The organism is Priestia sp. TRN 1309 (assembly GCF_050846875.1).
Classification (GTDB): Bacteria; Bacillota; Bacilli; order Bacillales; family Bacillaceae_H; genus Priestia; species Priestia zanthoxyli.
In genome coordinates this window covers 434,043-446,794 of sequence record NZ_JBOZGM010000001.1, presented here as the reverse complement: position 1 = coordinate 446,794, position 12,752 = coordinate 434,043, and the positions used below count along the sequence as shown (strand labels likewise).

General features: G+C 38.4%; 14 protein-coding genes. 5 read left to right on the top strand and 9 right to left on the bottom strand.

All coding sequences use genetic code 11. The features are described from left to right. Positions 1-228: 228 nt before the first annotated feature. Entirely contained in the window at positions 229-1,035 is an 807-nt protein-coding gene (locus tag ACRPLQ_RS02265) for a hypothetical protein (RefSeq protein WP_432235654.1), read from the bottom strand. 165 nt (positions 1,036-1,200) lie between these two features. On the opposite strand from ACRPLQ_RS02265, the gene ACRPLQ_RS02260 reads away from it, so the two are divergent. Next, positions 1,201-2,628 (top strand): cryptochrome/photolyase family protein, encoded by a 1,428-nt coding sequence (locus ACRPLQ_RS02260; RefSeq protein WP_432235653.1) that lies wholly within the window; start codon positions 1,201-1,203, stop codon positions 2,626-2,628. Between the two features lie 239 nt (positions 2,629-2,867). Further along, on the top strand, positions 2,868-4,073 hold the full coding sequence (locus tag ACRPLQ_RS02255; protein WP_432235652.1) for an ATP-binding protein: 1,206 nt from the start codon (positions 2,868-2,870) through the stop codon (positions 4,071-4,073). A 36-nt stretch (positions 4,074-4,109) separates the two neighbouring features. On the opposite strand, the gene ACRPLQ_RS02250 is transcribed toward ACRPLQ_RS02255, so the two are convergent. Together ACRPLQ_RS02250 and ACRPLQ_RS02245 are read right to left on the bottom strand one after the other, a co-directional pair. After that, complete coding sequence (locus tag ACRPLQ_RS02250; RefSeq protein WP_224357778.1) at positions 4,110-4,604, bottom strand: metal-dependent hydrolase; 495 nt, start codon at positions 4,602-4,604, stop codon at positions 4,110-4,112. A gap of 107 nt (positions 4,605-4,711) precedes the next feature. Continuing rightward, the gene (locus ACRPLQ_RS02245) at positions 4,712-4,879 is read right to left on the bottom strand and encodes a hypothetical protein (RefSeq protein WP_165573659.1); all 168 of its coding nucleotides are present in this window, start codon (positions 4,877-4,879) and stop codon (positions 4,712-4,714) included. A 124-nt stretch (positions 4,880-5,003) separates the two neighbouring features. On the opposite strand from ACRPLQ_RS02245, the gene ACRPLQ_RS02240 reads away from it, so the two are divergent. Next, positions 5,004-5,246, top strand: a complete 243-nt coding sequence (locus ACRPLQ_RS02240) for a hypothetical protein (RefSeq protein ID WP_028411356.1) — start codon at positions 5,004-5,006, stop codon at positions 5,244-5,246. A gap of 36 nt (positions 5,247-5,282) precedes the next feature. Here ACRPLQ_RS02240 and ACRPLQ_RS02235 read toward each other — a convergent pair whose 3' ends face one another. The 3 genes from ACRPLQ_RS02235 to gabT all read right to left on the bottom strand — a co-directional run bounded on the left by ACRPLQ_RS02235 (position 5,283) and on the right by gabT (position 9,613). Beyond that, positions 5,283-6,707 (bottom strand): NAD-dependent succinate-semialdehyde dehydrogenase, encoded by a 1,425-nt coding sequence (locus tag ACRPLQ_RS02235; protein ID WP_028411357.1) that lies wholly within the window; start codon positions 6,705-6,707, stop codon positions 5,283-5,285. A 31-nt stretch (positions 6,708-6,738) separates the two neighbouring features. After that, on the bottom strand, positions 6,739-8,109 hold the full coding sequence (locus ACRPLQ_RS02230) for a sigma-54 interaction domain-containing protein (RefSeq protein ID WP_028411358.1): 1,371 nt from the start codon (positions 8,107-8,109) through the stop codon (positions 6,739-6,741). A 148-nt stretch (positions 8,110-8,257) separates the two neighbouring features. Then, entirely contained in the window at positions 8,258-9,613 is a 1,356-nt protein-coding gene (gabT, locus tag ACRPLQ_RS02225; RefSeq protein ID WP_028411359.1) for a 4-aminobutyrate--2-oxoglutarate transaminase, read from the bottom strand. A 276-nt stretch (positions 9,614-9,889) separates the two neighbouring features. Here gabT and ACRPLQ_RS02220 point away from each other — a divergent pair, with 276 nt between their 5' ends. Then, positions 9,890-10,315 (top strand): DUF2621 domain-containing protein, encoded by a 426-nt coding sequence (locus ACRPLQ_RS02220; RefSeq protein ID WP_028411360.1) that lies wholly within the window; start codon positions 9,890-9,892, stop codon positions 10,313-10,315. Between the two features lie 31 nt (positions 10,316-10,346). On the opposite strand, the gene ACRPLQ_RS02215 is transcribed toward ACRPLQ_RS02220, so the two are convergent. From ACRPLQ_RS02215 to ACRPLQ_RS02205, 3 genes are all read right to left on the bottom strand, one after another. Continuing rightward, positions 10,347-10,838, bottom strand: coding sequence for a CcdC family protein (locus tag ACRPLQ_RS02215; RefSeq protein WP_013084715.1), 492 nt, complete (start codon positions 10,836-10,838; stop codon positions 10,347-10,349). 104 nt (positions 10,839-10,942) lie between these two features. Then, the gene (locus ACRPLQ_RS02210; RefSeq protein WP_013058767.1) at positions 10,943-11,500 is read right to left on the bottom strand and encodes a DUF2179 domain-containing protein; all 558 of its coding nucleotides are present in this window, start codon (positions 11,498-11,500) and stop codon (positions 10,943-10,945) included. Between the two features lie 211 nt (positions 11,501-11,711). After that, positions 11,712-12,419, bottom strand: coding sequence for a cytochrome c biogenesis CcdA family protein (locus ACRPLQ_RS02205; protein WP_033579815.1), 708 nt, complete (start codon positions 12,417-12,419; stop codon positions 11,712-11,714). A gap of 139 nt (positions 12,420-12,558) precedes the next feature. On the opposite strand from ACRPLQ_RS02205, the gene ACRPLQ_RS02200 reads away from it, so the two are divergent. Next, a complete protein-coding gene (locus ACRPLQ_RS02200; RefSeq protein WP_013084718.1) occupies positions 12,559-12,735 on the top strand; it encodes an aspartyl-phosphate phosphatase Spo0E family protein in 177 nt (58 codons plus the stop codon). The last annotated feature ends 17 nt before the right edge of the window (positions 12,736-12,752 follow it).

Below are 12,752 nucleotides of genomic sequence, written 5' to 3'. Positions count from 1 at the left end.
AATATAGAGCTTTTGCCTTCTTTTCCCTGTATTTATACTTAAAAAACTCTACCAAACTCTCTTATGTAAGAAAACACCCAAAAGATGTGATTAATATTTTCAAAAAATTGAATGTCATGGAAAAAGAGTAAGAACTATTCTTTTTCTCATGACGTTTCAATTAATAAAATTCTATATTTATACTAAAGATCCAAAAATACATCCCTTTTATCTAGGGTAAAGGATTTATTAAAAAGAGCGTGGATTTGTTTGTTGCATGAACATCCACTCATTTAAAGAATGAGGCTGCTGATGACCAACGGGTGCTGAGACATCGCGGCATCCGCAATCATGCATCGGCATTTGACCCATTCCTCCGTGCATTGGCGGCATTCCACCTTGCATCGGCATTTGACCCATTCCTCCGTGCATTGGCGGCATTCCTCCATGCATCGGCATTTGACCCATTCCTCCGTGCATTGGCGGCATTCCTCCATGCATCGGCATTTGACCCATTCCTCCGTACATTGGCGGCATTCCACCTTGCATTGGCATTTGACCCATTCCTCCGTGCATTGGCGGCATTCCACCTTGCATCGGCATTTGGCACATTCCTTCGTGCATTGGCGGCATTCCACCCTGCATCGGCATTCCACCCTGCATCGGCATTTGACCCATCCCTCCGTGCATTGGCGGCATTCCACCCTGCATCGGCATTTGACCCATCCCTCCATGCATTGGCGGCATTCCACCCTGCATCGGCATTTGATCCATCCCTCCATGCATTGGCGGTAGTTCTCCGTACATTGGCATTTGATTCATGTCTTTTTGCATAGTTGGCATTTGACTCATTCCGCCATGCATCGGCGGCATTCCGTCTTTCATCGGCGGCATTTCTCCTTGCATCGGCATTTGACTTGTGCCTTCTTGTATCGGCATTGCCTGCATTTCCTTTGCAGAAGGCATTGGCGGCATTTTAGCAGGTTTAGGTGCTGCTTGCATATATGGATTGGATATCGGTTGTCCGGTTTGTTTCATTCCATACGAATTTCTCATTTTTAAGGGCTCCTTCCCATTCTCTTACTCTGTTTACGTTATTCTTTTTACCATCAATCTGAAATTCGTCCATAAGAAAATAGGCCTTCTACACATTCAAAATTGTAGAACGTATGAGAAAAAAGCTATAATCGAGGCAAATTGCAGATAGAAAGGTGGCACATGATGAATAAAACCATTATCGTATGGATTCGAAAAGATTTTCGGCTGGTTGATAACCCAGCTCTATTTCACGCAGCTAAAGAAGGAATGGTTGTACCTGTTTATATCCATGACGACCATGAAGAAAACTCAATGGGAAGTGCAAGTAAATGGTGGCTTCACCATGCGCTAAATGACTTTAAAACTTCGATCGAACAAATACAAGGAACGCTAATTGTACAAAAAGGAAACCCTAAAGATGTGTTGCAAAAATTACTCCATGAAACGAATGCGCAAGATATTTATTGGAACAGACGCTATGAACCACATGCGCTAAAAAGAGATAAAGAGCTTCAAGCTTTTTTTTCAGAGCAACAAATAAATATTCGCACATTTGAAGGATTTCTCCTTCATGAACCTTGGAAAATCACAAAAGAAAATGGAGATCCTTATAAAGTATTTACAGCTTACTATAAAGCTTCTCAAAAACATGCCGTATCTTCTGCTGTAAAAAAAGTTACTTCCATACAGGCCTTCTCTAAACCAATTGAATCTCTTTCAGTCTCAGATCTCGATTTACTTCCAAGCATCCCCTGGGACGAAACGATTAAGTCGACGTGGGAAGCTACGGAAAAAGGCGCTGTTAATGCCTTTAAAACGTTTTTAAAGAAGAAGTTGCTTCACTATGAAAAAGGACGAGATTTTCCCGCTGAAGCATTAAATTCATTTCTATCTCCTTATTTTTCTACAGGACAGCTCTCAGTTCGAGTCCTTTATCATTATTTGAGAACTAAAGCAGAAAAAGTAAGCTCTGATGCCTTTGACCATCAAGCTGAAATGTTTATTCGTCAACTTGTATGGAGAGATTTTGCTTATCAGCTGCTTTATCATTTCCCACACACTACAAGTGAACCGCTGAATGAAAAATTCAAGCAATTTCAGTGGGCGGACGGCAATGAAGAGCTTCAAGCTTGGAAAAATGGAAAAACCGGCTATCCCCTTGTCGATGCCGGAATGCGGGAGCTGTGGGAAACAGGTTTTATGCACAATCGAGTTCGAATGGTAGCTGCTTCCTTTTTAGTAAAGCATCTTTTAATTCATTGGAAACACGGAGCCAATTGGTTTTTTGATACCTTAGTAGATGCAGATTTAGCTAACAACACAATGGGCTGGCAGTGGGTTGCAGGCTCGGGAGCAGACGCCGCGCCATATTTTCGTATCTTTAATCCAACTGCTCAATCAGAAAAATTTGATAAAGAAGGAGAATATATTAAAAAGTGGCTTCCAGAGCTTAGAGATCTGCCTTCTCCCTACATTCATAAACCTTGGGAGGCTCCAGCAGACGTATTAGAAAAAGCAAACGTTACGCTTGATAAAACATATCCGACTCCAATTGTTGATCATAAAGCAGCTAGAGAGCGTGCGCTAGAGCATTATCAAGACATCAAATAAGAGGTATTATTCACCTCTTATTTGACGTCTTGATTTTTTAAATGTGTAAAAATTCCCATTTCGCATCTATTTGCAACTAAAAACATGTATTTGAAATCCATTTATAGGGTTTTCAAGCCCAGTTTCCCTCTCTATAGCACATTTGATTTTTCATATTTTTTCCTATAATTTGAATATATAATAATGATTATATGTGCTTGAGAACTCTCTCACTGCATAGATCTGATTGGAGTGATTCGATGCCCGTTTGTCCTTCTTGTAACTATAAGGAAGATTATAATTTTTGCAGAATGTGCGGCACTCAAGTTCGTCACACCTTCACCAACCAAGAAGATCAGCTTTTTTATCCATTAAAAGATCGAATCATTGCCGATGACAATGAACCAAAGCATCAAGCTATTTTATCTCATACCCATGATTTAGTATGTGCTATTACTGAAGATGGCATTTATGAATACGCTTCTCCTTCTTACGCTAAAACATTAGGGGTTTATCCTGATGAACTTATTGGACGACATGTGCTTATCAATGCGTATCCTGAAGACAAGCACCTAATCTCGACTATTTTAGCTAACATGAGCAAAACAAAAGATGCCTCCACATTTGAATACCGGAAGTTTCACGTGAATGGCACCATCGTTTTATTAGAATGTAAAGGCGCTCCAATTATCACAGCTACTGGAGAAATCGAAGGGTTTGTATTTATCTCACGAGACGTAACAGAGAAAAGACAAGCAGAGAAAAAGATCCAGAATTCAGAAAAACTCTCTGTCATTGGTCACCTTGCTGCAAGTATCGCACACGAGGTTAGAAATCCTTTGACAACCATTAAAGGGTTTATACAACTGTTCAGTGAGACACAGCAGCCGAAAGAAACAATGGTTTATCGAGATCTCATTCAGCACGAACTCTCACAAATTGAACATATTATCGCAGAATTTATGAGCTTAGCTAAACGAGAGTACGCTTATACAGAAAGCCTTATTATGACAGACTTGCTAGATGAGGTATTAAAGCAATTTGAACCAGTTACCGAAGTCAAAAACATCCACATCATTCGCCATTATCCAAAAGAATATCCCCTGCTCATTAGTGGGCAAAAAACACAGCTAACCCAAGTATTTATTCATATTATACAAAATGCCATTGATTCTATGGAAAGCGGCGGCAAGCTGGCTGTATCGATTGAAAAATCAGCTAGAGAAACGCTATGCATTGTGATAAAAGATAGCGGATGTGGAATTGACTCAAAGCGTATCCCTCATATAGGAGAGCCTTTTTATACAACAAAAGAACGAGGAATAGGCCTGGGACTAACCATTTGCAACAAGATTATTAACGAGCATAATGGCTTTTTCCACGTATCAAGTGAAGAAAATGACGGCACAAGCATTACCATTACCCTGCCTATGAAAACGCCTGAACTTTATGTGGTAGAAGTGTAAAAGAAGCCATCTAATTTACTCAGATGGCTTCTTTCTTTAAAACAGCTGGGTGTACAGCTGATACTTATAAAGCATATAGAAACTTCCTATCACTGCCAGGTAAAAGATGAGAGTCTCTGCTCCACCACCTGTTTCATATGTTAAAGGAGGCTTAAACTTCTTCTTGCTAAGAGGAGAGAAAAAAGGTACCCCTCGTTTAGAAAAGAAATCTCCAAGAATATGAAAAGCGTACCCATAGGCTATCCCTAATGTAAAATCGTTGTTATACATCGTATGTAAATAAAAAATAAGTCCACTTGCAAGAATAGAATGCGTGATACCTCGGTGTCCAAAAATAGATTTAATGACTTTTGCGAGACCAAGAGATCTTCTACCAATATATGAATTTGGTTCATCTATATCAGGAAGCAGCGCTCCAATCGCAATGCCTACAACATAAGGAAATGTAAACGAAGCTTCTCCTGTTATAGCCACACCGGCACCGGCAGCAATCGATGTTGCAATATGTGTGTGATATCTCAAATATGCCACCTTCTTTCTTTTTCAACTTAAGGCAAGCACCGTAACCAAAATCATACATATGTTCGCCCAACGTTAACTATAAGTGAAGGTGGTAAAAATGTCAAAATAATCTATAGTTATGTAAACTGCATACCGACTAACCCGATAAGCATCACAAGAAAACTAATAAGAGTACCCTTTCCATTTTTCTTTGCTCTTCCATCTTTTTTGACAATGGAATAAATCCACGTACTCGAATACACAGCGAATCCAAGAAAACCAAATAACGTGATATATGTAAACATGCCGAAACTCCTTTGCTTGTCATTACTATTAACTATACGAGATTTTTTCAAAAAAAACAAAGTAGTATGACGGCTTGTTTAATATCTCTTTCTTTTTCTTATACTAAGAAGAGGAGGGATGGCTATGCACCAAAAGCAGTTGGAAGATATATTTGACTTTTATGGACTGAGCGAGGTTTATCGAGGCAAATTTGAAGATGTTGAACACCACTGGTTATTTAAAGACGCCGAACCAACTATACTAGAAGATTTTTTTAATTCTCACGATTGCGAAGACCTTGCATGCTGTACTCTTGAGGAGTTTTGTTTTTTATTCATGAATTTCCAATCAATCCATGCACAAATTCCCCACGTGTACTATTACTAAAAAAGTGATTTCGCAGGAAAGCGAAATCACTTTTTATTAAAAGCCTAAAGAAATATATTTTACTTCTAAATATTCTTCAATTCCGTAATGTCCGCCTTCACGTCCAAGTCCACTTTCTTTAAAGCCGCCAAACGGCGCTTGTGGTGTAGAAGGTAGTCCATCATTTAGCCCTACAATACCATATTCTAAAGCTTCAGCAATACGAATAGCTTCTGAAATATTTTCAGTGAACACATAAGCTGCTAATCCGTAAGGCGAGTTATTTGCACGGCGAATAACTTCTTCTTCTGTTTGATACGTTGCAATTGGAGCAATTGGTCCGAATGTTTCTTCGTACATACAAAGCATGTCATCCGTTGCACCATCTACAACCGTAGGCTCAACAAAAAGTCCGCTTCCCTCTTCGCGTACAGCCCCTCCAGTCAAGACGTTTCCACCCTTTGCTACAACATCATCTAAGTGGCGCTTTACTTTTTCTAACGCTTTTTCATCGATTAAAGGTCCGATATCCGTACCTTCTTCTAAGCCGTTTCCGACTTTCAGCTGACTAACAGCTGCTGCAAACTGCTCTGCGAACGGTTTAGCAATAGACTCGTGCACGTAGATGCGGTTTGTACATACGCATGTTTGACCAGCGTTACGGAATTTAGAAGCAATTGCATTTGTTACTGCTTTATCTAAATCAGCATTTGCTGTTACGATAAACGGAGCGTGTCCTCCTAATTCTAAAGACACTTTTTTAACCGTATCAGCTGCTCCGCGCATTAATAGTTTACCTACTTCTGTAGAGCCCGTAAACGATAGTTTGCGTACGCGTCCATCTTGCAGCCACGCTTCTCCAATTGCTTTTGCATCTCCTGTAACTACATTCATTACCCCTTTTGGAATACCTGCTTCCTGCGCCAGCTCTGCTAGACGAAGAGCCGTTAGTGGCGTTTGTTCTGCCGGTTTAATAACCGCTGTACATCCAGCTGCTAAAGCTGGGGCTACTTTACGCGTAATCATAGCTGCTGGGAAGTTCCAAGGTGTAATAGCTGCCATAACTCCCACAGGCTGCTTATGAGCAAATAATCGTTTATTAGGAGAAGAAGCTGGAATTGTTTCTCCGTAAATGCGTTTTCCTTCTTCTGCGTACCATGAAACGAATCCGTTGGCATAGCCAATTTCACCTTTTGCTTCTTTAAGAGGCTTACCTTGCTCGACTGTCATGATTTCAGCAAGTTCATCGGTGTGTTCTTCGATCAGCTGATGCCATTTAAATAATAATTTACCGCGCTCTTCTGCTGTTTTTTTAGACCATGTTTGAAACGCTTCATAGGCAGCATCTGCTGCTAGCTTTGCTTCTTTTTCTCCGCCTTTTGCAACGGTAGCTACTACTTCATTTGTTGCTGGATTTACCACTTCGTATGTATCATTTGCTGAAACAAATTCTCCGTTAATATATAAGTTTGCTTGCTTCATATTTCTTCACTCCCTGCTTAAATTTATCTACTCACTGTTCGGTACTGTCCGACACATATTTTCGAATTTTACGGCTCGCTTGTGATTGACTAATACCAAGCTGTTCGGCTACTTTGTAAGATGACCTATGCTGTTCAAACGCCTTGATGACCATTTCTTTTTCCACATGTTCAATCATTTCAGGAAGCGTATGCACAGGTGGATCGATAGCAAACTCTTTTGCAAATGGCAAGTCTTTAAGCGTAATCATTTCTTCTCCTGTAACAACCAGACGCTCAATGATATTTTCCACTTCACGAACGTTTCCTTTCCATTCCTGCCCTAAAAATGCATCTAATGCCTTTGGTGATAAGCGTACATTACGTTCGTATACCGTATTAAAATGATGAAGAAACTGATAGACAAGAGGCAGAATATCTTCTTTTCGCTCTCGTAAAGGTGGGATTGTAATTGGCACCACGTTAAGTCGATAGTACAAATCACGTCTAAACTTTCCTTCTTCGACCATTTGCTCCAGATTTTGATTCGTAGCAGCAATAATTCGTACGTCTATTGATACTGCTCTTGTTGAGCCCACGGGACGAATTGTACGGTCTTGCAGTACATGGAGCAACTTACTTTGTGCTGAAAGAGAAAGTTCACCAATCTCATCTAGAAAAAGCGTGCCTTCGTTCGAAAGCTCAATGATCCCTTTTTTCCCTTCGCGAAATGCTCCAGTGAACGTACCGCCTTCATAGCCAAATAGCTCTGACTCAATAAGCTGTTCAGGAAGCGCTGCACAATTAAGCTCATGATACGGCTGCTGTTTTCTTGTACTAAGCTGATGAAGCAGTTTTGCTACTCTGCTTTTTCCTACCCCTGTTTCTCCAAGTAAGAGAACGGTTGTATTTACAGAAGCAACTCGTTGAATGGTTGAAAAAACTTTTTTCATCGCTTCGCTTTTTGTTACGATTCCTTCTAAATCTACGGATTCGTTTAACTCTTTTTTATAGTTTTCAAGCTGTTCTTCCATCTCTTCTACTTTTCGTTTTAATTCCATTAAGTCTGTGAGATCTCGAGAATAGCTAATAACACTTTTCAATTGCCCGTCATTAGTAAATACTGGCCTAGTCCGCACATGAAGATATCGGCCTGAGTTTGTTTTTTGAACCAATTCAATTGCTTGATTAGATTCAATCACCTTTAACGTGGCCGAAGGATAAAAGATGCCCATTTCCTGAAGTTCTTTTACGTGCTTTCCAATAAAATCTTCCACTTTCAAAGCATAATTTTTTTCACACTCTGAATTTACAACTAATACATACCCATTTGCATCAGTTACAAAGATTTCATCAAATGATGACTCAAATATATCGTAAAGTTCGTCGTTAATTTGCTGAATCTGCTTTTTATGAATGGTCATTTGAATCACCTTTTCGTCAAAAAATAATTATTATTTTATTTTATCAGAAAATGAAAAATCTATAAATAGAGTGTCCAAACATATCCATTCTTTGTGATTCATGAAGAATGAGTGAAGAGTTCTCTCTTCACTCATGCCTCAATTTCTCTTATACTTCAACCGTTTGCTGCACGCTTGCTTCTAGTGCTGCTTCAAAAATAGCTAAGCCTTCTTCTAGCTGCTCATCTGTAATAACAATCGGCATTAAGATACGAAGAACGTTTCCGAATACTCCCGCGCTAAGCAGTAATAATCCACGTTTGTTTGCTTCTTTTACGATGCGCTGTGTAAGCTCTTTATCCGCTTCTTTTGTTTCGCGGTCTTTCACAAGCTCGATAGCAGACATAGCTCCTAATCCGCGGATATCACCGATACAGTCATATTTTTCTGCTAATTTTTCAAATCGTGATGTTACCACTTTTCCAAGGTACTCACCGCGTTCATTTAGCTTTTCTTCTTCAATGATATCAAGTACAGCTAAAGCCGCTTCACATCCAAGAGGGCTTCCGCAGTACGTTCCGCCAAGCTCACCAGGATTAGATTCATCCATGATTTCAGCGCGGCCGATGACACCACTAATCGGTACACCAGCTCCTAGTGATTTAGATACTGTAATTAAATCTGGTGCAACGTCAAAGTGTTCAATACCGAAGTAGCGTCCCGTACGTGCAAAACCAGCTTGAATTTCATCTGATACAAATAAAATTCCGTGCTCTTTACATAATTGATACACTTCTTGCACAAAACGTTTACCTGGAACAATGAAACCACCTTCGCCTTGAATTGGCTCCATTACAACAGCTGCAATCGTTTCTGGTGCTACTTCTGTATTTAAGAAGTTTTTGAATTCAGTGATCATAAACTCTTCGTATGCTTCAACTGATAATCCTTGTGGGCGGCGATACTCATAAGGATATGGAGCTTTGTATACTTCAGGAGCAAACGGTCCAAATTCATATTTATATGGCTTTACTTTACTTGTCATTGTCATTGTCATTAATGTACGGCCGTGGAAACCGCGGTTAAATGAAATAATTCCTTGACGTTTTGTATATTTACGAGCAATTTTCACTGCATTTTCTACAGCTTCTGCTCCGCTATTTAAAAGTAATACTTTCTTGTCAAATTCACCAGGTGCAATTGCTGCTAATCTTTCTGCAAGCTCTACATATGACTCATACATCATGACATTAAATCCTGTGTGAATAAAACGGTCTACTTGCTTGTGAAGCGCTTCTTTTACTTTTGGATGACTATGTCCTACATTGATTGTGCCAATTGCCCCTACGAAATCAATAAACGTATTGCCATCGACATCTTTAACGATCGCCCCTTCAGCCGTATCAGCAAATGTCGGAATGCCATAACTTACACCTTTCGGAATGGCACGGTGTCTTCTATCTAATAATTGCTTTGCATTTTCTCCCGGTAAATTTGTTGCTACTTTGCTAAAAGTTTGACTCATTTTTTATCTTCCTCTCATATTAAATAATTCTTCAATTAGTTTATATGCAAAAAACGTGCCAACTTTTAAAAGGTTGAAAAATAAGCATTTTTAGATAATTCTAACGATAATTCACTCATTAATGAGTCAATATAAACTTATCAGTAAGTCAAAAATGACTCTCTTTTCACATAAAGTGCAGGAATTTTATATTGCCATAAAAGGAACAAGGCTTTTATAATAAATGTATAAATATAGTAATGTTATGATTAATCTCTTTATAAAGGAGTGAAAAATATGCTAGAGGGCTGGTTTTTATGGGTTATTTTATTTTGGGTTGTCTTTTTAATGAGCATGTTTGCTATCGGCGGATTTTTTATGTTCAGAAAATTTTTAAAGCGCTTACCAAAAGAAGACGGCATGTCTGAACTTGATTGGCAAGATCACTATCTTTCCAAAACCATTCACCTTTGGTCAGCGGATCAAAAGCAGCTATTAAACGTTCTTGTTGAACCAGTACCTGAACTATTTCGCGATGTGGCCAAACAAAAAATTGCAGGGAAAATTGGGGAACTCGCACTTGAGGAACAAGCCGCCTCTATAACAGAAGACTTAATCGTACGTGGATACATCTTAGCTACGCCTAAACGTGATCATAAATTTTTATTAAAAACATTAAAAAAGCAAAAAATAGATGCCGTCCCTTATCAGCATTTATTTTAAATCAAAAAAGGTGGCTGCGTAGCCACCTTTTTTAATTTAATATCGTTGTATTTCCAAGACGATCATTGTGCAGCTTTCGTTCGAGCTTTTTGTACGATGTGTACATCGCAATGCGCCAAGGTACAATCATACCAAATGCTAAAATCCAGAACATACCGCCAAGCTGGCCAACATCAATTGAAGAACTTAAATATATTTTCATTGCAATTCGAATAATAAGCAAACCAATAATAATGAATGCAAAAGCTTTTGAACGCTTCAAGTAAATATGATCGTCACGAATTTCAAATTTAGACGTTTTAATTAACAGGATTGAGAAGATCATGCCTGCTATTAACGCCTCAAGCAGTTCTGCACCCGTTACTCGAAACATTGGAAAGATAAACATTAACGCTCCCGTACTCATAAAAAAAGGCGGAAGTATAATTTTTTTTGCATTCGTTGGTTTATCAGCAGCTTTCATTCGAACAACTAATATGAAAGAAGCCATAAAAATTGCGACAAGTGTTGAAGCAATAACCAATGAAATCCTTCCTTTACTATAGTTTAGTGTGTACTTATATTATAATCCAAAAAACATCAGAAGTAAAAGTGCAACAAAAAAACAGAAGAGGATCTCTTCTGTTTTTATTTAGTAGAGGTAATATCTGCTTTTGCTTTTTGCTTTTGTTTTTGCTTTTTCATTGCTTTTAGTAAGAACCCGCCTTTAAATTTACGCGGCTCGTATGAAATAATGAAAGCACGAGGCTCATATTCTTCAATGAATGCTAATAGCTCTTCTTCTCTACTTCTTTTTGTTAAAATGTCTAATCTATAGCGTGCACTGTCTCTTCCTTCACCTTGGTACACAGTAACACCAAAACCTTCCTGTCGAAGGCGGTTAATTAACTCTTCATTTTTGGTCATAAGGTTAACTAAGAATGTTGTATATCCGATAGCAAGCCTAGATTCGATATAACTTCCAAGTATAATTCCCACTCCAAATCCAACTGCGTATACAACCATAGCAAGCGTGCTTTGATCTCCTGAAAATACTAGGGATAAGCCAAATACATAAATTAACGCTTCAACAAATCCAAAAACCGAGGCATACATACTCATACCTTTGACTAAAAAAATTGTGCGCAGCGTCAAGATCGGTACATAGATCAGTTGCAAAAGCAAGATTAACAAAATATCTTTCAATTTATACACCTCTTTTTAACAATTAAAAATATGACGATTTCATTGTATCACTCCGTATTTATAGAAGATATAGTAAAAATAAATTTTTTCTATATATTTTTTCGAGTCATATTCTTGCTTCTTTCCTAAGAGCTAAAATGAACGTTTGGTCTTTAAAAAACAAAAAAGAACCTGCCAACTTCCAGATTCTTTTTTGTATCATTTTCCCTTTTTAAAAGCCCGTAAACCCTCCAAATACGCTCGTTGTATAAATAATAATTTTTGTCATCCAGTCAAAATATAAAATAAACCCCATGCCAATCATTGCGTATCCGCCAACTTTCATCATGGAATTCATATGTTTTTTTAACCAGTTCATTTTTCCAATAAAGAATGTCATGATAAAGAACGGAATAGAAAACCCAAGTGAATACGTTATCATGTACAAAAGACCGGAGCCTGGGTTTGTCGCTGCAAGTGCCATAACCGATACTAAAATAGGTCCCGTGCAAGGAGTCCAGCCGGCAGCAAAAGCCATACCAATAAAAGAAGAACCTAAGAGTCCAGCCGGCTTATTGGCGAATTGAACTTTATGTTCCTGCATAAGAATTCGAGGCTTAAAAATCCCTAGTACAACTAGACCAAAGAAAATAATAAGAATAGCGCCAATCTGCCGAATTAAATCCTTATAGTTAAAAAACCACTGACCAATAAAGGATGTCGCAAAACCAATCATAATAAAGATAACAGAAAATCCCAGCAGGAAAAAAGCTGTGTGAATAAAAGCTTTGCGCTGATGTGACTTAGCGCCTTCCTTTAGCTCGCTGACTGATACTCCCGTTATGTACGATAAAAAAGCTGGATACAAAGGCAAACAGCAGGGTGAAATAAACGATAAAAAGCCTGCGCCAAATGCCAAAAATAAATTTAAATCTCCCACATTTCCCACTTCCCTTTTTTGTTCTTTTTGTTCTTTTTCGTTACCATTTTGTAACCAAATTGTCTTATCTCACTTCTTTCAAATAGTACCATTATCTTGTATAATTAGGTAAACGACTTGTTAGAAGGGATACATAGCATTGGCCAAAAAAGATATTCTATTAGCGATTGAAAAGAAACGAGAAGAACTCATCCGCATAGTCCGAGTAAGTGGATTAAACTCTCCACCTGCTATTAAACATAGTCAAGAATTAGATCATTTATTAAACGTTTACAATGAATTCCCTGCTCAAACAACAGAAACAACCTCTTCATGAAGGTTGTTTCTTTTTTT

What these genes read in the sequence shown, in the direction of transcription:
- ACRPLQ_RS02230 (WP_028411358.1), bottom strand. Translation starts at nt 8,109, where the DNA reads ATGACCATTCATAAAAAGCAGATTCAGCAAATTAACGACGAACTTTAC.
- ACRPLQ_RS02235 (WP_028411357.1), bottom strand. Translation starts at nt 6,707, where the DNA reads ATGAAGCAAGCAAACTTATATATTAACGGAGAATTTGTTTCAGCAAAT.
- ACRPLQ_RS02260 (WP_432235653.1), top strand. Translation starts at nt 1,201, where the DNA reads ATGAATAAAACCATTATCGTATGGATTCGAAAAGATTTTCGGCTGGTT.
- ACRPLQ_RS02240 (WP_028411356.1), top strand. Translation starts at nt 5,004, where the DNA reads ATGCACCAAAAGCAGTTGGAAGATATATTTGACTTTTATGGACTGAGC.
- ACRPLQ_RS02265 (WP_432235654.1), bottom strand. Translation starts at nt 1,035, where the DNA reads ATGAGAAATTCGTATGGAATGAAACAAACCGGACAACCGATATCCAAT.
- gabT (WP_028411359.1), bottom strand. Translation starts at nt 9,613, where the DNA reads ATGAGTCAAACTTTTAGCAAAGTAGCAACAAATTTACCGGGAGAAAAT.
- ACRPLQ_RS02220 (WP_028411360.1), top strand. Translation starts at nt 9,890, where the DNA reads ATGCTAGAGGGCTGGTTTTTATGGGTTATTTTATTTTGGGTTGTCTTT.
- ACRPLQ_RS02255 (WP_432235652.1), top strand. Translation starts at nt 2,868, where the DNA reads ATGCCCGTTTGTCCTTCTTGTAACTATAAGGAAGATTATAATTTTTGC.
- ACRPLQ_RS02245 (WP_165573659.1), bottom strand. Translation starts at nt 4,879, where the DNA reads ATGTTTACATATATCACGTTATTTGGTTTTCTTGGATTCGCTGTGTAT.